This is a genomic window from Schaalia sp. lx-260 (assembly GCF_021083645.1).
GTDB lineage: Bacteria > Actinomycetota > Actinomycetes > Actinomycetales > Actinomycetaceae > Pauljensenia.
In genome coordinates this window covers 14,433-40,850 of the sequence record NZ_JAJNRQ010000007.1, presented here as the reverse complement: position 1 = coordinate 40,850, position 26,418 = coordinate 14,433, and the positions used below count along the sequence as shown (strand labels likewise).

21 protein-coding genes are annotated in these 26,418 nt (G+C 49.7%); 13 read left to right on the top strand and 8 right to left on the bottom strand.

All coding sequences use genetic code 11. The features are described 5' to 3' along the window. Positions 1-239 precede the first annotated feature (239 nt). A complete protein-coding gene (locus LRP57_RS07905) occupies positions 240-3,380 on the top strand; it encodes an LPXTG cell wall anchor domain-containing protein (protein ID WP_231206091.1) in 3,141 nt (1,046 codons plus the stop codon). Between the two features lie 323 nt (positions 3,381-3,703). Here LRP57_RS07905 and LRP57_RS07900 read toward each other — a convergent pair whose 3' ends face one another. Genes LRP57_RS07900 through LRP57_RS07880 form a run of 5 tightly spaced genes read right to left on the bottom strand, consistent with a single transcriptional unit; the run spans position 3,704 to position 7,840 of the window. Then, entirely contained in the window at positions 3,704-5,083 is a 1,380-nt protein-coding gene (locus tag LRP57_RS07900; protein WP_231206089.1) for a M20 family metallopeptidase, read from the bottom strand. Positions 5,084-5,121: 38 nt separating this feature from the next. Next, a complete protein-coding gene (locus LRP57_RS07895) occupies positions 5,122-6,222 on the bottom strand; it encodes an asparaginase (protein WP_231206087.1) in 1,101 nt (366 codons plus the stop codon). A gap of 4 nt (positions 6,223-6,226) precedes the next feature. After that, positions 6,227-6,736, bottom strand: a complete 510-nt coding sequence (gene tpx / locus LRP57_RS07890; protein WP_231206085.1) for a thiol peroxidase — start codon at positions 6,734-6,736, stop codon at positions 6,227-6,229. Between the two features lie 44 nt (positions 6,737-6,780). Beyond that, entirely contained in the window at positions 6,781-7,110 is a 330-nt protein-coding gene (locus LRP57_RS07885; RefSeq protein WP_231206083.1) for a branched-chain amino acid transporter permease, read from the bottom strand. Beyond that, the gene (locus LRP57_RS07880; RefSeq protein WP_231206081.1) at positions 7,103-7,840 is read right to left on the bottom strand and encodes an AzlC family ABC transporter permease; all 738 of its coding nucleotides are present in this window, start codon (positions 7,838-7,840) and stop codon (positions 7,103-7,105) included. The genes LRP57_RS07885 and LRP57_RS07880 overlap by 8 nt, the downstream gene beginning before the upstream one ends. Before the next feature lie 449 nt (positions 7,841-8,289). On the opposite strand from LRP57_RS07880, the gene LRP57_RS07875 reads away from it, so the two are divergent. Genes LRP57_RS07875 through LRP57_RS07855 form a run of 5 tightly spaced genes read left to right on the top strand, consistent with a single transcriptional unit; the run spans position 8,290 to position 13,490 of the window. After that, complete coding sequence (locus tag LRP57_RS07875) at positions 8,290-9,426, top strand: 2-aminoethylphosphonate aminotransferase (RefSeq protein ID WP_231206079.1); 1,137 nt, start codon at positions 8,290-8,292, stop codon at positions 9,424-9,426. Positions 9,427-9,462: 36 nt separating this feature from the next. Continuing rightward, the gene (gene aepX / locus LRP57_RS07870) at positions 9,463-10,758 is read left to right on the top strand and encodes a phosphoenolpyruvate mutase (protein WP_231206077.1); all 1,296 of its coding nucleotides are present in this window, start codon (positions 9,463-9,465) and stop codon (positions 10,756-10,758) included. 9 nt (positions 10,759-10,767) lie between these two features. After that, entirely contained in the window at positions 10,768-11,499 is a 732-nt protein-coding gene (locus LRP57_RS07865) for an NTP transferase domain-containing protein (RefSeq protein ID WP_231206075.1), read from the top strand. Beyond that, positions 11,489-12,613, top strand: a complete 1,125-nt coding sequence (aepY, locus tag LRP57_RS07860; RefSeq protein ID WP_231206073.1) for a phosphonopyruvate decarboxylase — start codon at positions 11,489-11,491, stop codon at positions 12,611-12,613. Before LRP57_RS07865 ends, aepY begins: the two co-directional genes overlap by 11 nt. A gap of 31 nt (positions 12,614-12,644) precedes the next feature. Continuing rightward, a complete protein-coding gene (locus LRP57_RS07855; protein WP_231206070.1) occupies positions 12,645-13,490 on the top strand; it encodes a LicD family protein in 846 nt (281 codons plus the stop codon). A gap of 146 nt (positions 13,491-13,636) precedes the next feature. Here the strand turns inward: LRP57_RS07855 and LRP57_RS07850 are convergent, their stop codons facing one another. Then, the gene (locus LRP57_RS07850; protein ID WP_231206068.1) at positions 13,637-15,013 is read right to left on the bottom strand and encodes a lipopolysaccharide biosynthesis protein; all 1,377 of its coding nucleotides are present in this window, start codon (positions 15,011-15,013) and stop codon (positions 13,637-13,639) included. Continuing rightward, the gene (locus LRP57_RS07845; RefSeq protein ID WP_231206066.1) at positions 15,010-15,876 is read right to left on the bottom strand and encodes a LicD family protein; all 867 of its coding nucleotides are present in this window, start codon (positions 15,874-15,876) and stop codon (positions 15,010-15,012) included. Before LRP57_RS07845 ends, LRP57_RS07850 begins: the two co-directional genes overlap by 4 nt. Positions 15,877-16,066: 190 nt before the next feature. Here LRP57_RS07845 and LRP57_RS07840 point away from each other — a divergent pair, with 190 nt between their 5' ends. Continuing rightward, entirely contained in the window at positions 16,067-16,861 is a 795-nt protein-coding gene (locus tag LRP57_RS07840) for a glycosyltransferase (RefSeq protein ID WP_231206064.1), read from the top strand. A gap of 118 nt (positions 16,862-16,979) precedes the next feature. Here the strand turns inward: LRP57_RS07840 and deoD are convergent, their stop codons facing one another. After that, positions 16,980-17,708: a purine-nucleoside phosphorylase gene (gene deoD, locus LRP57_RS07835; RefSeq protein ID WP_231206062.1), complete on the bottom strand. Its 729-nt coding sequence runs from the start codon at positions 17,706-17,708 to the stop codon at positions 16,980-16,982. Between the two features lie 507 nt (positions 17,709-18,215). On the opposite strand from deoD, the gene LRP57_RS07830 reads away from it, so the two are divergent. From LRP57_RS07830 to LRP57_RS07805, 6 genes are all read left to right on the top strand, one after another. Continuing rightward, on the top strand, positions 18,216-19,733 hold the full coding sequence (locus tag LRP57_RS07830; RefSeq protein WP_231206060.1) for a sugar ABC transporter ATP-binding protein: 1,518 nt from the start codon (positions 18,216-18,218) through the stop codon (positions 19,731-19,733). Continuing rightward, positions 19,730-20,734 carry an ABC transporter permease gene (locus LRP57_RS07825; RefSeq protein ID WP_231206058.1) on the top strand — a complete coding sequence of 335 codons (1,005 nt, stop codon included), beginning with the start codon at positions 19,730-19,732 and terminating at the stop codon, positions 20,732-20,734. The genes LRP57_RS07830 and LRP57_RS07825 overlap by 4 nt, the downstream gene beginning before the upstream one ends. Positions 20,735-20,818: 84 nt before the next feature. After that, the gene (locus LRP57_RS07820) at positions 20,819-21,823 is read left to right on the top strand and encodes an ABC transporter substrate-binding protein (RefSeq protein WP_231206056.1); all 1,005 of its coding nucleotides are present in this window, start codon (positions 20,819-20,821) and stop codon (positions 21,821-21,823) included. 114 nt (positions 21,824-21,937) lie between these two features. Further along, positions 21,938-23,698 carry an L-fucose isomerase gene (locus LRP57_RS07815; RefSeq protein WP_231206054.1) on the top strand — a complete coding sequence of 587 codons (1,761 nt, stop codon included), beginning with the start codon at positions 21,938-21,940 and terminating at the stop codon, positions 23,696-23,698. 320 nt (positions 23,699-24,018) lie between these two features. Continuing rightward, positions 24,019-25,425 carry a rhamnulokinase gene (locus tag LRP57_RS07810; protein WP_231206052.1) on the top strand — a complete coding sequence of 469 codons (1,407 nt, stop codon included), beginning with the start codon at positions 24,019-24,021 and terminating at the stop codon, positions 25,423-25,425. Then, positions 25,406-26,398, top strand: coding sequence for a LacI family DNA-binding transcriptional regulator (locus LRP57_RS07805; RefSeq protein ID WP_231206050.1), 993 nt, complete (start codon positions 25,406-25,408; stop codon positions 26,396-26,398). Before LRP57_RS07810 ends, LRP57_RS07805 begins: the two co-directional genes overlap by 20 nt. Positions 26,399-26,418: the final 20 nt, after the last annotated feature.

The following is a 26,418-nucleotide window of genomic DNA, read 5'->3' as shown; positions in this document are numbered from 1 at the left end:
TCATACCGATCAGTGTGCTTTACGTCCATACGTCCAGCAGTGTTTTGTTGTGACCTGCGCGTGGTGGCATGTGAGATATGCGTGATGATACAGGTGCTGGGGTGTTTCCTCGGTAATTGTGCTTCGTGTTTCTTTTGGTGTTCCTCTCAAAATTCGTCTGAGGGGTTTGAGTTTTCGTGATAATTGTTAGGCTTGACAGGTAATCTCACTCATAATCAATGGGGGGGGGGCGAGGCCCAATGCAATATTCAATACGTACTCGGCAAACTTTGGTTGCTATTGGCGTTACTCTTGCTCTGCTTGCTCCGGCGAGTATTGCAGCGGCTGTTTCGGAGGACGCGACGCCTCTAATAGCATCAGAGGCTGAAGGACCTATTGTCACAATAGAACAAGCGCAAGCAGCTGTTGCAAAGGCGCAGGCTGCTGTGGAAAAAGCTGAATCTCATTTAGCTGATGTGACAGCTGAAACTTCGCAAGCTATCGCAGCATATGAGAAGGCAGCGCAGGCTTTGAAAGCTGCACAGGCAGGTGCTGATGAAGCGCTGGCGGCAGCTGAAGCTGCTTTGTCAGATGAGCTAAAGAAAGCTGAAACTAGCGTAGCTGAGGCACAGGCTGCTGCTTCGGCAGCACAAGAAAAGCTTGCTCAAGCTAAGGAGAAAGCTCAAGCAGCAAAGGAAACGCAACAAGCGGCACAAAATGCTGTAGATCAAGCAGCGCAAAAACTTTCCGAGGCTCAGGCGGCTGCACCCAGCGAGCAGGATTTAACGGCGGCGCGGAATGCGGCGGCAACAAGTCAGGCGAGCGCGGATGAAACGGCGGCACAGGCCAGGACTGCGGCGCAGGAACTTTCTGAGGCCGAGAGTGCAAAGTCGTCAGCGGACGCGGCTTTAATGCGGGCAACTGCGGCTCGTGTAGCAGCTGATGCTCAACTGGCGGCTGCAACTGCGGTTACTCAACAAAAGGCGGCAGATTTAGCGGCAGCACAGCAAAAGAAATCGGATGTAGAAGCTGTCATTAATTCTGATGCGGCCCTTCGTGAAGCGAAAGAAGCTTTAGATACCGCGCAAGCAGAATTAACAACGGCTCGTGAAAATTTGACACAAAAGCGTGCTGCTCAGGAAGCAGCGGCCAACGCTGTTGCTGCTCAGCGTCAGGTCATTGAGCAGGCGCAAGCACGTGCTGTTGCTGAGCACGAAAAGTGCGCGGCGGCCGATCAGCTTGTGACAGATAAGCGGGCAGCTGAGAAAACTGCGGATGAGGCACATAAAGCTGCTGTGGCGGCTGAAACTGAAAGTGTCGCGGCTGCGGGAAATCTGACCACAGCTAACCTGGCATTGCAAGAGAAACAAAGAAAAGAGCAGGAAACAAAGACCGCTCTTGATGCTTCTAAAGCTCAAGCTCAGGCACAGTGGGATAAAGGTTCTGTAGGTTTCTTTGAACAGAACGGCTCAACTAAAGCGCTGCAAGAATTTAAGACGACCTATAAAGTCCGTCGTAATCTTCAGGGCGAACAGGCTGAGACACCGATTATTAATTTCACGACTGTGGGTGCAGTGAATGATGCAACCTCGCTTGATAATATGTTGAAGTCTTTGACTTTTATTGATAAAGGTAACGTCTACCGTCAAGCGGGTGACAATAATTTTCCTGCTTCCTCGGCACTGAAGGTGACCGATCACCTAATGGCTATTGCGCAGATTAATGCGAACTATTCTCGTGATATTAGTTTTGGTCATTCAAGTAACTGGGGGCTTGATTTGGCAGGCCTTCAAGGGGCCGGCGAAAACCTCGCGTGGAGTGACGATGCTTATGACGGTTGGTACGTGGCTGAAAAACAGTTCTACGACGAACATCATGGGCCTGTGGGCTATGGTGATAATCTTTCGGCACGTTATGGTCGTTGGCTGGTCAATACAACTGGGCATTATGAGTCTTTGATGAAGTCTGACTACCTATACACAGGCTTTGGGTATCGCTCTGGCTCAGTAGTGGCTGAACAGTTTTTTGCTGTGGCTCCTGCGGGGGAACAGACCTACACGGTTGAGCAGTACAGGAATCGTCTGACTCAGTACATGAATGATCTGCGTGAAAAAAAGACCAACGGTGATCCTCAGTTAAAGTCTGCTCATGATGCTGCGGTTGCTGAACTAGCTCAGGCCCAAAGTGCTGCGGATGCCGCACAAGCACGGGCAGCTCGTGCGCTTCCTTTGGAGCAAGCGACGGCAGCGAAAGAACGAGCTAAAACAGCGTATGAGACCGCTGTTTCTGAACGTGAGGCTGCTGAAACCGCGCAACCTAAACAGCAGGCAGCCTGTGCTGAGGCAGATCAAGCCGTAAGTCGCGCGCAAGCGGATCTTGCCCCACTGCAAGCAGCAAAAACTACAGCAGACGAGAATGTTGCAACTGCGGAAAATGCTGTTCGCACAGCATCTGAAAAGAAAGATGAAAAGCAAGGAAAATTTGATGCAGTTGCAGTAACTAAGGAAGATGCAAAGAAAGCACTGGAGGAAGCGCAAGCAGCTCTTGAAAGTGCACAAGCAGCGCTGAGTGCCGCACAAAATACTCAGACTCGCGCTGCAACTGAGGCTGCTGCGACACAGACTCAGGAAACCGCTGCCCAAGCAGCAACGGCCGCTGCATCTGCCACTGTTGCAGAGAAAACATCAGCAAATAATAACGCTCAAACAGCTGCGCAAACAGCAGCTCGTAACGCTGCGCAAGCTGCTGCATTGCTGAAACCTCTGGAAGAAGCACAGGCCGCATTGGAAGCCGCGCAAGCAGCGAAAGCCGCCGCAGATCAAACCCTTGCAGCAAATACCGCTGCGGCTAATGCTGCAAATAATGCGGTGACAGAAGCGACTACCGCGCAGGAAAACGCAGAAACAGCTCTTGCTGCTGCACGCACACACTTGACAAATACCCAATCACTGCCAAGTGTTCGTACATGGTTGGCAGCTCCGGCAACTTACACGCTGCCAGAGTTCTTGGCGCCTGCATACACCACGGTTTTGCGGACAGCAACGGCTGTTCAGGAAGCAGCCGCTGGGGTTACGGCTGCAACAACACCGGAGTATGTGCAAGCAAAACAAAAGCGTGCAACTGCTGAAGCAGAGTTAGCGCAGGCGCGTGCCAGCTTGGAACGCGCGCAAGCACGGTTAGATGAGCTGACCGCGCAGGCCAATGCCAAAGCAGAAGCTGAAAAGCGAGCAGAAGCTCAAGCCAAAGCAGATGCTGAAGCGCAGAATACCCGTAAGAAGAACGGCCGAAAGAATACGCTCGCACATACGGGCACAGACTTCACAACCGTTCTTGTAGCTTCAATGCTCACACTTATGGGAGGTTCAGTAGTCCTAGCAGCTCGTCGGCGCAAAGACTGCTGATAATCATTCCTGAGACTCTCAGTGCATGAATAAGGAAGCACCTGGCTGAACCGTAACTGGTCAGTCAGGTGTTTTCTATGCTCAGGTACCTGCCCGAAGGCCAATACCTCACAAGATTACGTCCTGCCCGTGCGTCTTGAGGGTGTGCGCGACTTTTCTTTATGTCGTCGCGTTTATCCATTGGTCCTACCCGTGCGCTCTGAGTGTGTGCGTCCTGCCCGTGCGCCTTGAGCGTATACGCCCGCACCTCCTCAATAATCCTTGAGAAAATATCGCCCGCCCGTTTCGTTCCGCGCCGCTATTACACCGAAAGCAGCCTAGATTTACGCAGTAAAAAGAGTATGCGGATCAATAACTCCACCGTGTGCATCAAAATCTGCCTGAACACGTTCACGCAGATCTGCGTCGGTAAGGAAATCGAAAGCAGTTGCCGCAAGCGCATAAGCACCATCAAGGATTGCCTGATCCGCAGTCGGCATACATGCGGCATCTGCCATATCGCGCGTATGCAACATTAAGTGAGCACCACCAATAGCAACCAACGGATGTATTCCCGGCACTCGGATAGACACATTACCGAAATCTGTGGAAGCAGCCAAGGTTTCCGGCACAGCACCAAAAGGTAACGGATTACGTCCACGTTCACGCATCGCTGTTATGAAAGAGTCCAACAAATACCGGTTGGAACGCACAGGCATTTCGTTAGGAACTTTATCGTGGATGATTTCCACGCCGGTTCCCGTCATCAACGCTGCTCCGCTGAACACATCTGTGACTCGTGAATCTAAATCAACAAGGGTATCAATATGCTTTGAGCGGATACGTACTTCCAGTTCTGTGCGCTCAGGAATAATATTGGCTACGGCCCCACCATCAGCAATGACCGCGTGGATACGATCTGAAGCCGGTAATTGCTGGCGCAGCAGCCCTAACCCATTTAATGCAAGAACAGCTGCATCTAAAGCATTACGACCCATGAAAGGCGCGGAAGACGCATGCGCGGGAACCCCATGATAGACCACGCGGAAACGACGGATTCCTAACCATGTTTGGTCTGCAAGGTCAACATTGTATGAATGAGCCATGATCGCTGCGTCCACGTCGTCAAAAGCGCCGCGATCGACAAGCATTTGTTTGCAGGTGGAGTTTTCTTCAGCTGGAGTGGTCTGGAAAACAATCCGACCAGGTATGCTCTGCGGGTTTTCACGTTGAAAAGCAGCAAGAGCAAGGTAAGCGCCCACGGATTGCGCGCACATCACATTGTGCCCACAGCCGTGTCCTATATTGGGTAGGGCATCAAATTCGCACAGTAAAGCAATGGTGGGTACATGCGCAGGAGCGCCTTCCGGACGGGTAAGGCTAGTGTGCGCAGTGTCAGATTCAATGGATGATCGCAGTGCTGTCGGAATGTCATACACGCCCGCCTGCGAATCGAGCGAATGGCGGTGCAGTATCTCTTGGACTTGCAAAAGAGCATAGTGTTCCTCGAAACCCACTTCTGGATGCGCATGTAAAGCATGTGAAAGGGAAATGAGTTCAGGGGCAAGAGCGTCAACAATGTCGCTCAATGTCTTCTTATGCTCAGGATGCCGAGGGGCGACTGCTTCCGCTGCGGGGAGCGAGGCAACGAATTCATGGCCTTCAGCAAGCAGATGCTGCCGATGCGCGCCACTGGGGGTGGTGGGCTTTGATAAGTCGCGCATATTTTTCCTTTTCGTCACGAGTATCGAATACGTCAGCTCTATAGGGTGGTTGCGGCAGGTTCTTGGGGGCTGAATTCACCGACCAGTGATTGATTCATTGCATGGCGTATGTCTGTGCCTGTGAAACCGGCAACGTGCAGTACATACAGTTTGGTGTACAGGGCCTCGAAAGTAGCGTCATAGCCGCTGAGGGCTCCTAGACGAGCCAGCGCATTTCCGGCTGCATATGTGCCCAGATGTACTCCACCTACAGGGGATTGACTTGAAACGACAAGGGTGCCGCCCTTGTCACAGTATCCTGCAAGTATACGGCAGAAATCAGGGTCCGCATCAGGGCCATTTCCTGCACCGTAAGCTAACAAGATCACAGCATCAGGAGCATCTACTTTCGAGTTGTGAGGCAGTAGCTGCTCGTGGAGGCGGCGCATATTCATAGCTGGCGTGATAGTGATTGGCACAATATCTGGCAGGTGCTGCGCGTCCTCAAAAGAAACAGAACGACCAGTAACGTCAGAAGCAGCGCTCAGAGCTGAAATATAAGGTGAAGTAGTGTTTGTGTGTACGGTTGTCGTGGGTGCGATCGGTGATGCTTCACCGTGCGTGTTGATCTGCGCTCGCAGGACAGAATTCGGTGAAATAAATCCTGTGAAACTTTCCGAATAACGTTTAGTGGCGCGTACTCCAAAATGCAAGTGTCCGTTAAAGAATAGGGAAACACCAGCATAATTATCTGTTTGTGAGGTGGCGCAGGCTAATGCTCCACGCACATTACTGAGCGCATCGGATTGAGGGGCAGACCACGGTAGTTGAGCGCCGGTGAGGATAACAGGTATGTCAATATCTGCCAGCAGGAAACTGAGCGCGCTGGATGTATAGGCCATCGTATCTGTGCCATGTAAAACGATGATCGCATCGTAGTTTTGTGCTCGTGTGCGACAGATCGCGGCGATCCCATACCAGTCTTTTGCGTTGATATTGGCTGAATCAATAATGCGACTGTAATACTCGACTGTGTATGAGACTGAGGAACCGGTAATGTTTTTGCTCAGCCATTCTTCAATTCCGTGCGCAGGTGCAAGCCCAGAGCTGGTCTGACGCATCCCAATGGTGCCACCGGTGTACAGGAAAAGAATTTTCATAATGTCAGGCGGGTATACGAGCTAAAGCGGCGAGGGCTTGCTCGTAGTCAGGATCCTGACGGATTTCATTGACCAGTTGCGTGTATCGGACGATACCTGACGTATCAAGAATGATGATGCTGCGTGCGCACAGGTCTTTCAATGGGCTATCAATCAGTCGAACACCATACAGGTTGGCGAAATCTGAACGGAAAGCAGAGGCGACGGTGACATTGTCGATGCCTTCTGCCGCGCAGAAACGTTGTAAGGCAAAAGGTAGGTCATGTGATATGCATAGGACGCGCGTATTTTCTAAGGTTGCGGCGTGCTGATTGAATGTGCGAACAGATGTTGCGCATATGCCGGTGTCAACTGACGGAAAAATATTGAGGACGATCCGATAGCCGGCGTATGTGCTTAATTGAATATCTTCAAGGTTGCTTCCAACTACGGTAAATTCTGGTGCTTGCGTGCCGTGAGCGGGTAGTTCACCGATTGTGTGGACAAGTTTTCCTTGGAGATGTGTTGTAGCCATGTCATCAGTATATGCAGCAAGGACGTGCGGGTGTCTATCGAGTTTTATGGGACAAAGCATGAGTGGAGGAGCACGTTGAGTGCTGTTCCAGCAAAAATACTCAGGATGAGGTTGTGTTTCCACAGGTGAATAAGCACTGTGACAGCTAATGAACTAAGGGTTGCGACGGCTGATATTCCTGAAACGTTTCCGATGTCATGCAGTGTGTATACCGCAAGTATGAGCATGATTCCTAGGGACATACGTTCACGGAGGAACTCAATGAGGGTGCTTTTACTTAAGGGAACAATAATCAGGAAAGGGAAGGCGCGTAGGGCCCATGTGATAGTGCCGGCGATCAGTATGGCAATGAGCATGTACAGGTAATCAGGCACGATTTTCCTTTCGTTTTAATAGGAAAAAACGTCCAATGAGGGCTGTGACAAAAAGGGTCATTGAGATGAGGAGCATGTTATGTGGTGATGTAACGATTCCAATGAGTGCGCTGCATAAGGCGAGAGCTGAGATCGGGATGGAACGGCGGTAACGGTAGGATTCTAAGGTAAGTACGGTAAAGAGTGCGGTGACGGCAAAATTGAGGCCTTTAATGTAGGGCGGAATGAAGTTTCCGACAAAGGCTCCGAAGGTAACGGAAGCGATCCATACCCATTGGATACTTGCGACGATGGAAAGTAAAGAGGCGTGGCTCCAATTGTGAGGGCGGGCGCTTGCTGTGACGGCGTAAACTTCGTCGGTGAGGCCAAAGGTACCGTAGATTTTCCATCCGATGCCGCGAATTTTGTTGATGGGGAATGAGAGTGCGTAGAAAATATGTCGAAAATTTACTAAAAGCGCGGTGAGTGCTATTTGACTGAGGGGCGCAAGTGCCGCAAGCATCCCTACTAAAAGAAATTCAAGGGAGCCTGCATATACGCATGTGGCAAGGAGGGGTCCCCACCACCATGCAAGTCCTGATTGTGTCACGACAACACCGAGGGCAAGCCCTAGGGGAATCATTGCTAAAGTGGCGGGAAGTGCTGCGTGTATGCCGCGACTGATTTCTCTGAAACAGCTGTGATGTGACGGAATATCCGTAGTTTCACTGTGGGGGAGTACGTGTGGCATATGAGTAATGGTATTTCGTGTGCTTTACCGATTGAAAGAGGTATCGCGCAGTGAGCACTTACCCTGAGTCTGTCCGCGTGTAAGGCTGAGTCGGGGAGTTGCATGGCTCGTTGAAGGTCATAAGTGAAGTAGCTGGCAATCAAAGTGCAGGCTGTCAGTGCAATGAACTTTTGTGTCTGTATCGCAGCGTATTCCTTGGGTTGGAGTGTTTTTTCTTGTGTTTCATGCGTTATGACGCGGTTTTGGAACTTCAGCAATGAAAGGCATGCTTAGCTTCATACGCTACGTAAAATATGTGCTCATATGCACTTTCGTACAAGGAAAGTCTCTAAAAAATCAAAACAACAGGATATAAGCCTTCCTTGAAAGCACGTCATCCCCAGATGTGGGCCTGAGCCACGCTAAGATAGAGACGATCAATGACCTCTATGAACCTGCGAGTATGCCTTATGTCAAGTACTGTACAGAGGAACATCCTGCTGAACCCGGGACCCTCAACCACAACAGACTCAGTAAAATACGCTCAGATTGTTCCTGATATTTGTCCTCGTGAAAAAGAATTCGCCTCTCTTATGGCCCCTCTGCGCGAAGACCTTGTGCGTGTCGTTCATGGAAAACCTGAAGAATATACAGCAGTTCTTTTCTGCGGCTCTGGAACGATCTGTATTGACGTGGTGTTGAATTCCCTCCTTGACGAAGGGAAAAAAGCCCTTGTTGTGAATAACGGGTCATATAGCCAACGTGCCTGTGATGTCCTCACGGCCTACGGTCTGCCTTTCGTTGAAGTAAAACAACCAATTGATGATGTTCCTGATTTACACGTGATTGAAGAAGCGTTGAAAGATACTCCTGATGTGGGTTACGTGTACATGACTTTCCATGAAACAGGATCAGGACTACTTAATCCCGTCAGGGAAGTCGGTGCCCTTGCGCATAAATACGGTGCTTTCTTTATTACTGATTCAACATCAGCCTATGCGCTCATGCCGATAAATCTGTATGAGGACAATATTGATTTCTGTATGGCTTCTGCACAAAAAGGTATACAAGGAATGTCAGGCCTGTCATATGTGATTGGTCGCCGCGACATTATCGAAGCCTCCAAAAACTTCCCTGTGCGTTCCTACTACTGCAACCTATACATGCAGTATGAATTCTTTGAAAAAACAGGGGAAATGCATTTCACGCCGCCGGTACAAACCATCTATGCTGCGCGTCAAGCCCTCGATGAATACTTTGAGGAAGGCGAACAAGGTAAATGGCAACGGCATCAACGAGTGATGGCTGCAATCAGGGCAGGAATTGATCGCCTTGGTTTGAAAGAAATGCTGGATCGTCGCGTCCAATCGGGCCTTGTTGCTGCCGTGATATATCCCGATGACCCCGCATGGGACTTCGAGAAAATTCATGACTACTGCTATGAACGAGGATTCACAATTTACCCTGGGAAAATCGACAATAAAGGAACTTTCCGTCTGTGCGCACTCGGGGCAATTGACGCAGAAGATATCAACAATTTCTGGGAAGTCTTTGAACAAGCACTTATAGCTACTGGCGTAGCAGTTCCAGTAACCTACACGAATTAATCAGCAGCTTCACGCATTTACTGTAAGGACTATCCCATGACTATCGCTTACACAGCTTTCTGTACAGATGTTATCCACGAGGGACACCTCAATATCATTGCTCAAGCAGGAAAGTACGGAGATGTTGTTCTCGGTGCTTTAAGTGACAAAGCTCTGATCCGTTACAACAAATTCCCTACGATCTCGCAAGAAGAACGAGTGCGACTCTATGAGTCTTTAGAAGGGGTGAGCCGCGTCATCGTTCAAGAAGACTACTTGTATGATGACGTGATTGCTGACTTGAAACCTGATTATGTGATTCATGGCGATAATTGGCAAAACGGTCCTGAAAAAGCTATCCGTGACAATGTGCTCGGTCTTTTGGAACGTTTCGGAGGTGAACTGGTTGAAATCTCCTACACGCGGACAGAAAAAGCCCGAAAAGTAGATCAGCAGCTCCGCGAAAAACTGGCGATGCCAGAACATCGTCGTCGTCGTTTACGCCAACTCTTACAGATCAGCCCCGTCGTCAAAACAATTGAAGCTCACGATGGCTTGACGGGACTTATCGCAGAAAAAACAGTGGTGGACCATAATGGTCGGCTCGACCAATTTGATGCAATGTGGGTGAGTTCCCTCTGCGATAGTACAACTCGCGGAAAGCCTGACATTGAACTTGTTGATATGTCAGCGCGTCTGCGCACGATTGACGACATCATGGAAGTCACCACTAAACCGATCATCCTTGATGGTGACACCGGTGGCCTGACAGAACACTTTGTGTACAACGTGCGAACACTGGAACGTATGGGCGTATCCGCTGTCATCATTGAAGACAAAACCGGTCTGAAAAAGAATTCTCTTTTCGGCACAGAGGTAGAGCAAACTCAAGCACCTATCGAAGAATTCTGCGCGAAAATTGCTGCTGGCAAAAAAGCGCAGCTTACCGATGACTTCATGATTATTGCGCGTATTGAAAGTCTCATCCTTGAACGTGGGATGGAGGATGCTTTAGCGCGGGCGCGAGCCTTTGTTGGTGCAGGTGCTGATGGAATCATGATTCACAGTCGCCTGAAAGATCCTGCGGAAATCTACGAATTCTGTGATCGTTTCCGTGAGGAGGACCCGGATACTCCGATTGTTGTGGTGCCGACATCGTTTAATGTCGCAACAGAGGAAGAACTGGCCGCACATGGAGTCAATATTGTGATCTACGCGAATCAGCTAATTCGTGCGGCTTTCCCTGCAATGCAGGAAACTGCTCGCGGAATTCTCAAAGCACATCGGGCATTGGAAGTAGACGAACAGCTCATGCCATTTAAGGAAATCATTACTCTCATTGATGAACTGTAAGGGACTGTGATGGTACATCCTCAGGCAATTGTCATGGCAGCAGGGCTGGGAACACGTATGTCTCCTGTGACTCTGGAAACCCCGAAACCTCTGGTGACAGTTCAGGGGACATCTATGATCGAAACAGTGATAGGTGCCCTCCTGAATGCGGGTGTTACTCGTGTGCATATCGTGGTGGGCTACCTGAAAGAACAATTCCAGTTTCTGACAGAAAAATACCCCTCGGTGACGCTCATTAACAACGAGGAGTACCTGGAAAAAAACAACATATCGTCAATTTATGCGGCAGCGCATGTCCTGGATGAGGGGCCGACATTTATTTGCGAAGGCGACCTTGTTATTTCTGATCCGCAGATACTGTGCCAGCCTTTGGAAAGCTCCTGCTACTTTGGCCGCATGGTGCAGGGACACACAGATGACTGGGTTTTTGACTGCGATTCATCAGGTCGTATCACGCGCGTTGGGAAAAAAGGGAACGACACGTACGCGATGGTGGGCCTGTCCTTCTTTAATGCGCAGGATGCGCGTCACCTCGCTGAATATATTCGGCGCGCATATCAACAGGACGGGCATGAACAGCTTTTCTGGGATGACATCGTCAATAAACATATTCAGGAATTAGATCTGCGCATATGCCCCGTACAGGCAAACCAAATATCAGAAATTGATACGGTGGAAGAACTTGTTGCACACGATCCGAGCTACGCTCACGTACTGAAAGAAACGAATCATGCAGGTTGAGTCTTTTGTTAATGCCCTTGGTGCAGATTTCTATACGGGTGTGCCTGATTCCCAACTGAAAGCCCTGTGTAACTATCTGATGCACACATACGGCACAGATCCTGCGCATCACGTGATTGCGGCAAATGAAGGAAACTGCGTGGCTTTGGCTGCGGGCTATCATTTGGCTACAGGAAAAGTCCCTGTGGTGTACATGCAAAACAGCGGTCAAGGTAATGTGATTAATCCGGTTGCTTCGCTTTTACATGAGAAAGTGTACGCAATTCCGATGATTTTCGTCCTCGGGTGGAGGGGGGAACCTGGCGTACATGATGAGCCTCAGCATGTGTATCAGGGTGAGGTTACGCTGAAACTTTTAGATGATATGGGTATTCGTTACTGTATTGTCGGCAAAGATACCACCCCTGATGAACTACATGCCACAATGCGTGAATTTCGTTCCCTATTAGACCAAGGGCTTGATGTGGCTTTTGTTGTGAGGAAAGGTGCTCTTTCTTTCACTGGCAAGGTGGAATACGCAAATAATTACCCGATGAATCGTGAAGAAATTATCCGTCACATTGTTGAGGTCACAGGTGATGATCCGATTGTGTCCACTACGGGGAAAGCAAGCCGTGAGCTTTTCGAGATCCGTGAGGCGCGGGGGCAAGGCCACGAGCGTGACTTCTTAACGGTCGGTTCGATGGGGCATGCTTCCTCTATTGCATTAGGTATGGCTCTGGCAAAACCACAGCAAAGGCTGTGGTGTATTGATGGAGATGGCGCGACCTTGATGCATATGGGGTCATTGGCTTTGATCGGTGCGCAAAAGCCGCGTCACCTCATCCATATTGTGATTAATAATGAGGCTCATGAAACGGTAGGTGGTATGCCGACTGTTGCGGGACATATTGACCTCGTAGGTATTGCGCGTTCCTGTGGTTATGAGTATGTGGCTTCAGCAGCCACCTATGAGCAGCTTGATACAGAGTTAAAGAAAGCCTGTGAAGTGTCGGGTCCTGTCTTTGTTGAAGTACGGTGCAATATTGGGGCGCGTGAGGATTTAGGTCGCCCCACTACAACGGCGCGTGAAAATAAAGAAAATTTCATGTCCTATGTGGCTACTTTGAACTGAAAGAACCTCAGGATAAAAGTGAGGATTTCATATGAAAGAGTATGACGATCAGACATTGCATCATGTTCAGCAATGCGAACTGGGTATTCTCAAAGATGTCGTGGAGATATGCGAGGAACACGGTCTGACCTATTTTGGTTTAGCAGGAACAGGTATTGGTGCAATGCGTCATCAAGGATTTATTCCATGGGATGATGATATTGACATCGGTATGCCGACCCGTGATTTAGATACTCTGATCGAAATTATTCAGCAACAATATGCGGATAAGTACACGGTAATGAATGCTGACATTAACCTTGAGTATCCTTTAGCAACAACTCGTATCATGTTGAAGGGAACTGAGTTTTGCGAGGAAGCACTGTCGAAACTTCCCTTAGATTTGGGAATTTTCTTGGATATGTACGCTTTCGATAATGTTGCCGATGATGAAAAGGCGTATCGGAAACAAGTTTGGGATGCGTGGTTTTGGGCGCATATCCGTATTTTGTTGAGTATTCCGGACCCGGTTATTCAAATGTCAGGGTGGAAAGGCACTGTAATGAAAGCCGCGTGTCTGGCTGCTGCGGGTGCTTTCAAATTTTTCCGCGTGTCAAAGAAATGGGTGTATCGTCGTGAAAAGGAAGCGCGTACACGATATGCCCGCCAAAAAACACAACGTATCGGCTATTTGTGCGATACGAACCGTTTTACTCAGACATATGCTTGGAAAGATATTGTTCCTTTGTCTCGTGTGCAATTTGAGGGAATGGAACTATGTTTCCCTAAAGAAATTGATTCGATGCTGAGGGATATGTTTGGTGATTACATGCAGCTTCCCCCTCTGGAAAAACGGAAGAATCATTTCCCGGCTCGACTTGATTTTGGCCCGTACTAGTGGCCGCTGTGGGTGAAGTAAACTCACGTCTTATGTGGTAGGTTCGCCTGTCGATATCGCTATCGGCAGGCGTTCATGTATGGCGCCTATGTTTTCCTTATGCTGGCAACGTGTACACCTGTAAAAAAGGGGAGAGCCGGATTCATTTAGTTGTGCGTATCAGCAGGGGGAGTATGCGTGTGAGCAGCATGCCGCCTCAAACCCCACAGGGTTGCGATAAGGAAAACGAAAGCCAAAACAGCCATTGATGAGTCGTATAGGATACACGCTCCCATAATGCCCCATCGTTGAATAAAAGAGGGGGTTGCAAGTAATGCAAAAAGAGCCGCGCACCCGTATCCCACAACAATGAAACGTTGCATACGTATAGTGACGATTGCGTAGTACAAAATCACGCCGAGAGCATTGAGTAAACCACCGAAGATGAGTACAGCAAGTTCAAGGCGATATGACGAAATATCAACACTGTAAATCAAAGAGAGTAACTCTGGTCCGTATGGCCAGGCCACGGCCATTGTGAGTGCAGAAGCCAAAGCAACAACAGCAAAACCTTTCGTGATGATCCTAAGGAAAGCGCTCTTATGGCCTTGGGACCAGCGATCAGCCAGATCTGTCAGCAGTGGCTTAAACACGAATCCGCTGAGCAGGTTAATGACGAGGGACGGCATGAACACAATTGAATAGTATGTTTGGAATTGCTTTGTCATAAATTCTTCGATACCATACCGAGGCGCATTACTTAGGTAGGCCAGCAAGAAGGAGCCAGCAAAAAGCGGAGCACATGTGATAAGTAACTGTGTCATGCTTTTCCACTGAAAATGTGGTTTTAATGAAACAAATGAACGCGCCGGTAGAATATTTAAGGCGATCATGACAACGCTGGAAGCCACGAAAGAGAGCATGCACGCTAAAAGCATGTCACCGGTTACCATCACAGCGCAGGCGAAAGAAACCGTCGTAGCAAGCCCTCGAAAAAAGAAAGCTTTCCCAGCAATATCAAGTCTGCCTCGCTGTTGAAACATACCGTGGAATACGTCTTCACAGGAGTCAAAAAGCCTGAGGGAGGCAATAAATATCAACAGCAGAGCTTCAAAGGATTTCCCGTTGCTGTAGGTCGCGTAAGCGATAACACCGGCGATCATGAGCAGGCATGTCACTATGCGTGTAGACAGGTAGACCCCAAAGGAAAACCTTTCACGCATATCTGTAGCCTGGTAGGGCCTGATTTCAAAGTGCCCGAGTACTTGAAGTTGCTGGGCAATAGCGAAAGCAAGGGAAAAAATACCGCCCGCGTATGCTCCCATTGCGCGAGTGACTGCCATGAGCATGAGAACACTGGCAGCAGCATTCATCATGGAGCCAAGTGTGTTCCACAGGTAGTTTTTCTTCATCTGTTGGGCGTGACCAGATGAGCTGCTGTTTTTTTCCTGCTCAGGGTTCGTGGAAACTTTTACGATCTTCTTTTCCTGAAGGGCGTTGCTATCAAAGTTCTCCGGTGTTTCCTCATGAGGCGACGAACTCATGCGTAATCCCCGAAGTCAAGACGACCAGGATGGTGATTTTTACGGTTGTCCTCGGGGGGAAGCTGCATGTAATCGCCGTAGCCGCGTCGCAATATCGTGTCGTATGCGTGGGGGAGTTTCACGGTGATATTTTCAAAAGTGTGTTCAATCAGGGGGAATACTTCCGCTTTGGTGACAGCCCATGCTAAAGGGTTCATGTCAGTGTAATCCGCGTACAGTGTTTTTTCGTCGGCTGTGTCATGTTCAGCCATGCGTGCAGCTTTTTCCCAGTGTTGATGAATGAACGCAGGGGAGAATCCTGTGAGTTTCATGAGCCAGTGTGCGATAAAACATGCAGAGCGGACCGCGACTAATTGTGGGCCTTGTAAGGACAGGTGCGGGTGCGGGGTGGCTCGTAGGAAAGATAAACGCCCCCATAACCATGTGCGGCGAGCTTGTTTACGGTAGGCCTTGGGGTCGCGGGGGACTTGATCGAGTGCGTAAATGCCGATGCTGATGGGGTATTGGAAGCGACATTTCATAAATTCGTCGGGAACACAGTATGTTCCTTTGAGCGCGAGTGTTGCGTTGCATGCGGGGAAATGCGGGTCAGTGTGCCAGTCAATCAGCTCGAAAGCGTCCCCAAGGGCCGCGGGAGCTTCACGGAGGAAACGTTCAAAATCCTCACGAAATAATGCGACATCAATATCATCATCCCACGGAATAAAACCGTTGTGACGGATAGCCCCAATTGCTGTTCCAGCATAGGAAAAATAGGGGATGTGAAGCTGGGCGCATACACGATCGAATTCTTCAAGGATCAAAGTAGAGACGACTTGTAATTTACGCAGGACGGCAGGGTCATCATACTGTTTGTACGCCATCTGTAGTGCCTCACTTGTGATCTGATGTATATGGACATCCTTGATAAGAATGTGTCGGAGTTAGGGCGTTCGGTTACCCGCTTTTTAATCAGCGATCCGTGCGCACCTTAGTTTATCGCGTAAGGGTCGGTGTACACCTTATGCTAGAGGTAGTAGTTTCTGAAATCCCCGATAGTTTTGGACGTGAAATATGTTTCTTCCTGCTGACCACACATTTGCTGTCTGTGCTTATGGTGAAAGTCCGTTTCTTGGTGAATGTATTCAGTCCTTACGTGCGCAAACTGTCGGTACGAATATTGTTGTGGTGACATCGACTCCTTCGCAGTACATTGAGTCGGTCTGCGCGCAGTTTGCTTGCCCTGTGGTGGTGAATGAGGGTGAAGCTGGGATTGCAGGTGACTGGAATTTTGCGGTGCGTACAGCTGGAACACCTTTGGTGACAATTGCTCATCAAGATGATGTGTACCGACCACATTACGCTGAAGAAGCGTTACGTATGCTGAACCAGGCAGAACAGCCTCTGTTGTATTTCACGGATTATGGGGAGCTACGTGAAGGGCATGAAGTTTTAGATAACAGGCTTTTACGTGTGAAACGCTTTTTACTGCGTGGGCTGAAGAATCCTGCACATGCTGCACGTAAGGGTGTTCGGCGGCGGGCTTTATCGTTGGGCTGTTCTATTTGTTGTCCTTCGGTGACACTTGTGACAAGTGTGTTTGAGCAGCCTCTTTTCCGTTCTGATTTCCGTTCGAACTTGGATTGGCAAGCGTGGGAGTACCTATCGCGTCTTGATGGGAGTTTTGTGTATAACCCGCAGGTGCTTATGCTTCATCGTATTCATGAGGATTCAGAAACCAGTAAGTTGATTCAGGATCAGAGTCGCCGAGCTGAGGATTTAGCAATGCTGAAGAAATTCTGGCCTGAGCCTTTGGCGCGAATAATTAATGTGGCTTACGCGAAAGGTCAAGATAGTAACGCTTCGTGATAAAAGGATTGGCCTCCCCGCGCATGTGGAGAGGCCAGTCTAGGTTAAGGTTGTCCCTTTTTCGTCATTTGGCTTGCCTATATACGTGGGCAGGCCAAATGTATTAGGTATGAGTATTTCATGACAAAGCTGCTGCAACTGCGAGTTTCAGGGCTGATTGGAAACGTGTTTCGCGTTCCTGCGCGCTCATGTCGGATGAGTGATCGAGGAGATGGTCGGATACGGTGAGTATCGCTAGGGCTTGTGTGCCGTGGTGGGCTGCTATTCCGTAGAGCGCTGCTGCTTCCATTTCAACGGCAAGAACACCGTGTGCGGCGAGTTTTTCTGTTTGTCCTTCAGGGGTGAAGTAGAAGTGGTCGCGGGAAATGATTGTTCCGGCGTGTACTTTACCGTCGAGCTGCCCGTTCGCGGCGGCTCGTTGGCTTTCTTCCCATGCGGCTTGAGCGAGGTGGAAGTCAGCGACAGCGGAAAAATTGACTCCGGGAATACGTAGCTGGTTCATGGCAGAGTCTGTATGTGCGCCTGTGGCGATGACAACGTCACCGACAGCGACATTCGGTGAAATGCCGCCTGCTGTGCCGATGCGGATAATGCGTTGTACGTCGTAGTGTGAAAAAAGTTCTGTGGCGTAAATGGAGGCAGAAGGTTGGCCCATTCCTGACCCCATGATGCTCAGGGGGTGTCCGTTTACTGTGCCAGTGAAACCAAGCATTCCTCGAATGTCTGTGACGAGTCGGGGGTTTTCAAGGATGAGGGTGGCAATTCGTTCTGCCCGTTTTGGGTCGCCGGGCATGAGGACTGCTGGGGCAAAGTCGCCAGAATGTGCGCGAATATGTGGTGTGGGCATGGTTCCTCGTTTACTGGATAGTTTTTGTGTTGAAGCTTACTGTGTTCGCCAGAAGGTTGCATATGCAATGGTGTTTTGTGGGGAAAACTGTAGGGAGAATCCTTGAAAAGTCTTGAAATGCTGTGAATGTGAACGTTACCGGAAAAAGAGTGAAAAAATCTGCGGGTGCAGGTGAAGTTTTTTGTGTAGGCGAAGGAGAAGATTGTTGTTCCTGTTGAAATTTTGAGGAAGATTTTTGCTGTCGTCTTGCCCTGTATGAGGGCATATTTTTCCTTGAAAACCGCAGAAAAACAGGCATTTTGGGCACTTTGGTGAAATGAGGAAATTTATGATTTAGATAACGATTGCGCAACAGTTGGCTTCTTCAGTTTGGCTGTTGCTTTGACATGCGCTACGGTTATCTCATAGTCGCAAAGGAGCGATAGCGCCTCGATTTCGTTAGCGCTAACGATGACTTTGTGAGGACGTAGGTACAGGGCTGTACCTTGTATATCAAGGGGTGAGATAGTGACAAACTTGCTTGAGCTAAAGGGGATCTCCAAGACCTTCCCTGGGGTCAAAGCGCTGTCGAATGTGAATATCAATCTTCGTGCCGGTGAAGTCCTTGGGCTTTGCGGCGAAAATGGCGCAGGAAAATCGACTCTCATGAAGATCCTCACGGGTATTTACACAGCCGATGCGGGGGGTGAAATTTGGCTAAATGGAGAGCAAGTTCAGGTTCAAAACCCCAATCATGCGCGTGACTTAGGCCTGAGCATTATCCATCAGGAACTGAATATTATTCCTGACCTCACTGTTGCCCAAAACCTCTACATTGGACGCCCAGGGTCACATACGGGTTCGTTTATCAGTGATGCGAAACTTGTGAAATCTGCACGTGAGCTTTTTGCTAGGCTCAACATGGATATCGACCCCACCGCCTACTGTCGTGACCTGCCGGTGGCTCGTTTACAGATGGTTGAAATTGCGCGAGCACTGTCATTTGATTCTCGTATTCTTGTGATGGACGAGCCAACTGCTGCTTTGACGACACGTGAAACAGAGACCCTATTTGGACTGATCCGTAATTTCGTTACACCTGAAACAGGCCTTATTTACATTTCTCACCGTATGCCGGAAATCGAAGAAATCACAGACCGTGTATCTGTGTTGCGTGACGGTGAGTATGTTGGAACTGTCAACACCAAAGAAACCGAAATGCGTGAGGTCATTTCGCTCATGGTGGGACGTGAAGTTCCTGCGGATGCTCGGCCGAAAACTTCCCCAGTGAGCGATGAAGTGGTTCTTCGTGTGAGCGATTTATCCACTCGTAAACTTTTGAAAGACATTTCTTTTGAGGTGCGCAAAGGCGAGATCTTTGGTTTTGCTGGCCTGATGGGGGCTGGACGTACAGAGGTCGCGCGTTGCGTATTCGGAGCTGACCATCGAGTCAGCGGCGACATTGAAATTAATGGTCGTAAAACCTCTATCCACAGTGCGCGTGATGCTGTACGTGCGGGTATTGGTTACCTTTCAGAAGACCGCAAACGTTATGGTCTTCTCTTAGAACAAGACATTAAATTCAACTCAGTATTAACGTCGATGGAGACTTTCTCTGTCGCTTCGGTTCTGCAAGGACGTAAGATCGCTCGTGAAGCCGAAGAATACGTTGATAAATTGCGGACTCGTACACCATCGGTCAATCAGCTTCTGCGTAATTTGTCCGGTGGTAACCAGCAAAAAGTCATTATCGCCAAGTGGTTGATCCGTGACAGTGAAGTTCTTATTTTCGATGAACCGACTCGCGGTATTGACGTTGGCGCAAAAGAAGAAATCTACGAACTTTTAGAGGAACTCGCGGCACAAGGGAAAGCTATCATTGTGATTTCCTCTGAACTACCGGAAGTTCTTCGTCTCTCGCACCGAATTGCCGTGATGGCTCACGGTCGCATTATCGGCACCCTCACCAATGAGGAAGCCACTCAGGAAAACATCATGGAACTGGCCACTGTCGGCCAGACTGAAGCGAATGGAGAAGTCGCGTGACTAAGGCAGCAGCTAAGGCGGCCCCTCAAAACCCTGTGATCGCCGCCATTAAATCCCAGATGCAGTTAATCTTCGTGATGCTCGCTCTGGTTGTGGTGTACCTGTACTTCATGTTTGCGGCACCCAACTTCGCACAATTTGGCATCTTCATGGATATCCTGCTTCAAGCAGCGTTTATGGGTGTGATGGCTCTCGGTGCTACTTTCATCATTGCCACCTCAGGTATCGACCTGTCAGTTGGTACAGGTATGACTTTCGTAGCAGTTTCTGCGGGCTTCTTCCTCTCCGAAGATGCAGGAAAATTTGGTCTCCCTTTGGTTGTCGGCTTAGTGCTCACACTTCTTGTCGGCGCATGTATGGGCTTCATTAATGGTGTGAATGTGTCGCTCCTTGGCTTACCGCCGTTCATTGCGACACTGGCTATGATGATGGTGGCACGTGGTTTATCACTGGTTTTGTCAGGATCCCAAACCATTTCCATTAAAAACCCAGGCTACATTGCCCTTTCAACAGGTGAACTCATTCCTGGCTTCACGAACGCGGCTCTAATTTTCATTGTTGCTGCTATCGTTGCGGCTTTCTTGATGAACAAAACCCTTCTAGGTCGTTATTCAATCGCTATCGGCTCAAATGAAGAAGCAACCCGCCTTTCCGGTGTCAATGTTCGCTTCTGGAAGATCCTCATTTACACCGTTGCAGGTATCTTCATGGCTCTCGGGGCCATTTTGTACTCGGCACGTTTCGGATTCGTTCAGCCTGCTGAAGGTATCGGATTCGAACTGAATGTCATCGCGGCAGTTGTTATCGGCGGTACTTCGCTGGCCGGTGGACGCGCCTCGATTTTCGGCACTGTCATTGGTGCCCTCCTCATGGAGACTCTGAAGAAAGGCTTGACCATGATGGGTGTGCCATCAGAATGGCAGCTCGTCGTCACAGGTATCGTCGTTCTTCTCGCAGTCTTCGTTGACAATATCCGTCGGGCACGGGCCGCTTCGGTCTGAGTCCCTTACACCACGGGCACTTTACGTGTCCATCCACAGATGTGGCGGAGCACCCGCTTCGTCATCACCACGAAAGGAACACCAATGCGCTCCATCGGACGTATTATTGCCGCTGCCGCGGTGGGAACCTTGGCCCTCGGTTTGGCTGCCTGCTCAAATGGCGGTGCCCAATCTGCTAGCAATGCTGCTGCCTCGGGTCAATCAGCCGCTTCCGCTCCTGCAGGAGGCGACACCATTTACCTCGTGTCAAAGGGCTTCCAGCACCGCTTCTGGCAAGCAGTGAAGGAAGGCGCTGAACAGGCTGGCAAGGAATTCGGATACAAGGTTGTATTTGTCGGTCCTGAAAACGAACAGCAAGTGACACAGCAGCTTGACATGCTCAAGTCTGCTCTGGATGCTAAGCCTGCCGCTATCGGCTTCGCCGCTCTGGACTCAGGTGCAGCTCAGCCTGTTCTGGAAAAGATCAAGGCTGCCAATATTCCGGTTATCGCATTCGACTCTGGTGTGGATTCCGACATTCCATTGACCACAGTCCAGACAGATAACTACGCTGCTGCGCAAGAAGCCGCTAAGCACATGGTTGAACTGATTGGCGGTAAAGGCACAGTTGGTTTAGTTTGCCATGACCAGACCTCTGAGACAGGTAAGAAGCGTTGCACAGGCTTCCAGGACTACATGAAGAAGAACGCTCCTAATGTCAAGGTCCTCGAACCACAATATGCCGGTGAAGTTGGTCTGGCTGCGAACACAACCAAGTCCATTATCCAGGCAAATAACGACATCGTAGGCATCTACGGCTCCAACGAAGCTGCTGCAACCGGTGCTATTCAGGGTGCAAATGAAGTTGGTAAAGCTGGTCTGTCAGTTGTTGGTTTCGACTCCGGCAAGACTCAGATTGAAGCTATCAAAGCTGGCACACAGGCAGGCGCTGTTACACAGGCTCCTGTGCGTATCGGTTACGAAACCGTGAAGGCTGCAATCGCCGCTATCAAGGGCGAGAAGCTTGAAAAGGTTATCGACTCCGGCTTCGCTTGGTACGACAAGTCCAACATCGACGATTCAAAGATCAAAGCGAACCTGTACGAGTGACGTACAAGCGGAGTAGGGCGAGTGCGAGCAATCTGCTCGCCCTACTCCACACCCACACATAAGGATCCGAGGGGGAACTCACCCCTCCAGAAACACATAAAGGAATAAAGGGATATGACTCAGCACCCCCGTATCGGTATCCGCCCCACTATTGACGGTCGACGTCGCGGAGTACGCGAAAGCCTTGAAGACCAGACAATGGCAATGGCACAGCGCGTCGCTAAACTTTTTACTGAAAATCTTCGCTACATCGATGGTGAACCTGTTGAAGTTGTCATTGCTGACACTACAATTGGTGGCGTTGTTGAAGCACAAAATTGCGCCGCTAAATTCCGTCGTGAAAATGTGGGGCTCACACTGAGCGTCACGCCATGTTGGTGCTACGGAACAGAAACCGTTGACATGGACGCCAATATGCCTCACGCAATCTGGGGATTTAATGGCACTGAACGTCCTGGCGCTGTCTACCTTGCTGCTGCTCTGGCCGGACACGCACAACTGGGAATCCCAGCCTTCGGTATCTACGGAAAAGAAGTTCAAGACTGCGACGACGAAACCATTCCAGCAGATGTACGAGGACGACTCCTTGACTACGCAACCGCTGGACTTGCCGTTGCACAAATGAAAGGTGAATCCTACCTTTCAATGGGTGCCGTCTCTATGGGTATCGCAGGATCCGTTGTAAAAGATGAATTCTTTGGCCCCTACCTGGGTATGCGCAACGAATACATCGACATGACGGAATTTACCCGCCGTATCGACGAAAAAATCTACGACGAAGAAGAATACGAAGTCGCATACAAGTGGATTCGTGAAAACCTGACACAAGGTGAAGACTTCAACCCCGAGCACAATCGTCATCCTGAACTCCACGAAGAATGGTGGAAGTTCGTCACCAAGATGACCCTCATCGGTCGTGACCTCATGCGCGGTAACCCCAAGCTCGCTGAAGCTGGCTGGGGCGAAGAAGCGCAAGGGCACGGTGCTCTTGCCGCTGGTTTCCAAGGACAACGCCAATGGACTGACCATTTCCCCAATGGCGATGTTTTAGAAACCCTGCTGAACACTAACTTTGACTGGACCGGAAAGCGTCAGCCATGCATTCTTGCCACAGAGAATGACTCACTGAACGGTGCTTCCATGCTCTTTGGTCACTTACTGACCAACACGCCTCAGATCTTCTCTGACGTGCGTACATACTGGAGCCCAGAATCCATTGAACGTATTACCGGCTGGAAACCCGAAGGCCGTGCAGCTGTTGGCCTACTTGATCTACGCAACTCAGGTTCAACAACGCTTGACGGTGCTGGACGTTCTGTACGTGACGGTGAGCATGTCATTAAGCCTTGGTGGGAAATGACAGCTGAAGACCAGCAGGCTGCTTTGGATGCCACCACATTCCATCCGGCCACGTATGAATACTTCCCTGGTGGAGGTTTCTCCACGCACTTCCGCACTTCAGGTGAAATGCCTGTGACCATGTGCCGCATCAATCTGGTTGCCGGTAAGCCGGTTATTCAGATTGCTGAAGGCTGGACAGTAGAGCTTCCTGATGAGGTATCGACAATCATCGAAAACCGCACCGACCGCGCATGGCCAACCACCTGGTTTGTTCCAAATCTGACAGGTGAAGGCGCTTTTGCAAGCGTTTACGATGTGATGAACAACTGGGGTGCAAACCACGGTGCCATCAGCTATGGACATATTGGTGGGCAACTCATCACTTTGGCCTCAATGTTGCGTATTCCTGTGAATATGCACAATGTGCCGGAAGAACGTATTTTCCGTCCAAAGGCATGGTCACTGTACGGCACCGCAGATCTTGAAAGTGCCGACTACCGCGCATGTGAATCTTTCGGTCCGCTTTACCGATAAGTTTCCACAATAAGCTACGAAAAGTGGCCTAGGGTCACATAAGCCCTAGGCCACTCGTGTAGTTCACTGATATATCTGTAATAGCGCTGCTGCTTTTCGCAGATAACTGGGACATGCCACTGACATATCTAACGCCACATGAAGATCCTTCTCGCGCACATTTAACGACACTGAAGCTCTGAAGCGAAATAGCAAAATAATAAGTTCGTACACTTCATGTGCTTCTCACAGTACAAATGGAACACGCAACGAAATGGCAGGGCCATACGAAGCGTGCGGGGCGGTTTTTCTTTGAGGTGAATTCGACAATCGGAGAAAAAATGACTACGGTTCTTGCAGTTGATCTTGGATCTTCCTCTGGGCGCGTGTTAGCCGGTACGTTCAAAGACGGGCGTATTGAAGTTACTCATATCCATCGTTTTTATCATGAAGCACAACGCGTCAATGGGGCACTGTTGTGGGATCTTGAGTCACTGTGGAACGAAACGGTTCATGGACTCACATTAGCTATTCAACAATTTCCAGATGCACAGTCGGTTTCTGTTGACACGTGGGGTGTGGATTTTGTTCCACTTGATCGTCAGGGTCAGCCTGTAGGAACTCCACATGCGTATCGTGATGAGCGAACGGTGCGAACACATGAAGAATTTCGTGCTCGTCTAAATGACCGTGAGTTTTTCACTCTCACAGGTATTGCACCTGCAACGATTAATACAGCGAATCAGCTTGTGGCACTCACAATTGAAGAACCTGAACTTGTTGATTGTATAGATAAGGTTCTTTTACTGCCAGATTATTTCGCATGGAAGCTATCCGGTATTCAAGGATGGTCGCGTTCTATTTGTTCCTCCTCAGGATTATGTGAACCTGGGTCGCCACGCTGGTCAGATGAAGTTTTTGCGCGATTAGGTGTGCCGCGTCATTGGGTGGGGGAACTGAATGATGATTTAACGGTGGTAGGCCAGTGCCGCGTCCCCGGATTAGAACAGCTGACCGTTGTACGTGGTGGTGCGCACGATACGGCGTGCGCAGTTCATGCGCTTCCGATTGACGAGGGCGTGGATGCTTGGTGGCTGTCGTGCGGTTCATGGTCGGTGCTTGGCGCTATGGAAGATCACGCACTGACTTCACCTGAGGCTTTCCAATTAGGTTTAACGAATGAATCACGGACAGACGGGGGTGTGCGTCCCTTATTCAACATTACGGGGATGTGGATCCTGCAGGAGCTGCAACGCCAATGGGAGCGTGAAGGAAATCCAACGGATATTGATGAGTTAGTTGCGGCTGCTCGTGAGTGTCCTTCACCGGATGTCCTTATTGATCCTGATGAACCGTATTTTGCCGAACAGGGTGAAATGGTTGAAAAAGTGAATAGGTACCTTGCTGACCGTGGTGCTACTCAACCTGCATCCGAAGCTGAATATGTGCGTCTCGTTATTGAATCTTTTGCTGCGCGTTATGCGCGAGGGATTGATGATCTTGCGCAGATCACAGGCTATAGGCCGCAGCAGTTGAATGTGGTAGGCGGAGGTTCGCGTAACCATTTGTTGTGCGATTTAACCGCTCAAGCTGCTCAGGTCAGAGTGGTTGCCGGACCTGTTGAAGCTTCTATCCTTGGTTCTTTGCTGGCCCAGTTAGAGATTCTGGGACATCTTGATCCGGCACTTCGCCCTGCAGTTATCGCAAAAACAGCAAAGACGCATGTACATGAACCAGCTCAGCTCTAAACGCGTTTCTCAAGCGGATGTTGCCCGTATTGCCGGTGTGTCGGTGAATACGGTTTCTCGCGTGGTGCGTGATGATCCGGAAGTAGCTGAATCTACCCGTAAGCGTATTCAGGCTGTATTGCATGAGGTCGGTTATCGTCCTAATTATGCGGCTCGTTCGCTTGTGAGTAAACGAACGGGTGTTTTGCATGTGACTTTAGCTGCGCCGATGTTTCATGGGCATGCGCGAGTGCTTTTGTCAGTAATGAATGCGGCAGCGGCTGCGGGTTTTCACGTGTCTGTTTCTAATGCGTGGGGTCAGGGTAATCGGGATCCTCATGAAATTGCGCCTTTTGATGTGGATGGCGTGGTGATTTTAGGTGGTCAAGAACCGACGGTCGATATGGCTTTACGATGTGGGAAGTCTGTTCCGACGGTGCTTTTGCTTTCGTCGGAACAAGGGCTTGATGGTGTTGGTACTGTCATCGTTGATAACGTGAAAGGCTCCTATCTGGCAACGAAACACTTGTTACATCAAGGCGAGAGGGACATTCTTTATTTGGAAGGTCCACGTTCTTGGAGTGATGCCCTTAAACGTCGTCAGGGTTTTGATGAGGCCTGCCAAGAGTGGGGGATTGAAGGGCGCATTGTATCCAGTGACTCGTGGAATGCCCGTGAGGGCTATGATGCGATGCTTTCGGTTCTTGATTTGCCGTCAGCATTGGCTTGCAGTAACGATCAGTTGGCGATGGGCGCGATGTGTGCTTTACAAGAGCGCGGTGTGTCAATTCCGAATGATATTCGAGTGGTTGGCTTCGATGATATGGATGGGTCGGAGTGTTTTTTCCCTCCTTTGACAACGATTCGTCAGCCTTTTGATCGTGTGGGTGGCAGTGCTGTCCGTCAGATACGTCAAATGTTGGATGGAAGTCCTCCGCAGGATATTTCTTTGGAACCAGAATTGGTTATTCGTTCGAGTTCTGTACGAAAATAAATGATTGAAAGGGTATAGAA

Bases quoted from the DNA above. Each gene is read 5' to 3' on its own strand.
- LRP57_RS07900 (WP_231206089.1), bottom strand. From the start codon at position 5,083: ATGCGCGACTTATCAAAGCCCACCACCCCCAGTGGCGCGCATCGGCAG.
- LRP57_RS07895 (WP_231206087.1), bottom strand. From the start codon at position 6,222: ATGAAAATTCTTTTCCTGTACACCGGTGGCACCATTGGGATGCGTCAG.
- LRP57_RS07840 (WP_231206064.1), top strand. From the start codon at position 16,067: ATGTTTCTTCCTGCTGACCACACATTTGCTGTCTGTGCTTATGGTGAA.
- deoD (WP_231206062.1), bottom strand. From the start codon at position 17,708: ATGCCCACACCACATATTCGCGCACATTCTGGCGACTTTGCCCCAGCA.
- LRP57_RS07875 (WP_231206079.1), top strand. From the start codon at position 8,290: ATGTCAAGTACTGTACAGAGGAACATCCTGCTGAACCCGGGACCCTCA.
- tpx (WP_231206085.1), bottom strand. From the start codon at position 6,736: ATGGCTACAACACATCTCCAAGGAAAACTTGTCCACACAATCGGTGAA.
- LRP57_RS07905 (WP_231206091.1), top strand. From the start codon at position 240: ATGCAATATTCAATACGTACTCGGCAAACTTTGGTTGCTATTGGCGTT.
- LRP57_RS07820 (WP_231206056.1), top strand. From the start codon at position 20,819: ATGCGCTCCATCGGACGTATTATTGCCGCTGCCGCGGTGGGAACCTTG.
- LRP57_RS07855 (WP_231206070.1), top strand. From the start codon at position 12,645: ATGAAAGAGTATGACGATCAGACATTGCATCATGTTCAGCAATGCGAA.
- aepX (WP_231206077.1), top strand. From the start codon at position 9,463: ATGACTATCGCTTACACAGCTTTCTGTACAGATGTTATCCACGAGGGA.
- LRP57_RS07810 (WP_231206052.1), top strand. From the start codon at position 24,019: ATGACTACGGTTCTTGCAGTTGATCTTGGATCTTCCTCTGGGCGCGTG.
- LRP57_RS07865 (WP_231206075.1), top strand. From the start codon at position 10,768: ATGGTACATCCTCAGGCAATTGTCATGGCAGCAGGGCTGGGAACACGT.
- LRP57_RS07850 (WP_231206068.1), bottom strand. From the start codon at position 15,013: ATGAGTTCGTCGCCTCATGAGGAAACACCGGAGAACTTTGATAGCAAC.
- aepY (WP_231206073.1), top strand. From the start codon at position 11,489: ATGCAGGTTGAGTCTTTTGTTAATGCCCTTGGTGCAGATTTCTATACG.
- LRP57_RS07815 (WP_231206054.1), top strand. From the start codon at position 21,938: ATGACTCAGCACCCCCGTATCGGTATCCGCCCCACTATTGACGGTCGA.
- LRP57_RS07845 (WP_231206066.1), bottom strand. From the start codon at position 15,876: ATGGCGTACAAACAGTATGATGACCCTGCCGTCCTGCGTAAATTACAA.
- LRP57_RS07880 (WP_231206081.1), bottom strand. From the start codon at position 7,840: ATGCCACACGTACTCCCCCACAGTGAAACTACGGATATTCCGTCACAT.
- LRP57_RS07805 (WP_231206050.1), top strand. From the start codon at position 25,406: ATGAACCAGCTCAGCTCTAAACGCGTTTCTCAAGCGGATGTTGCCCGT.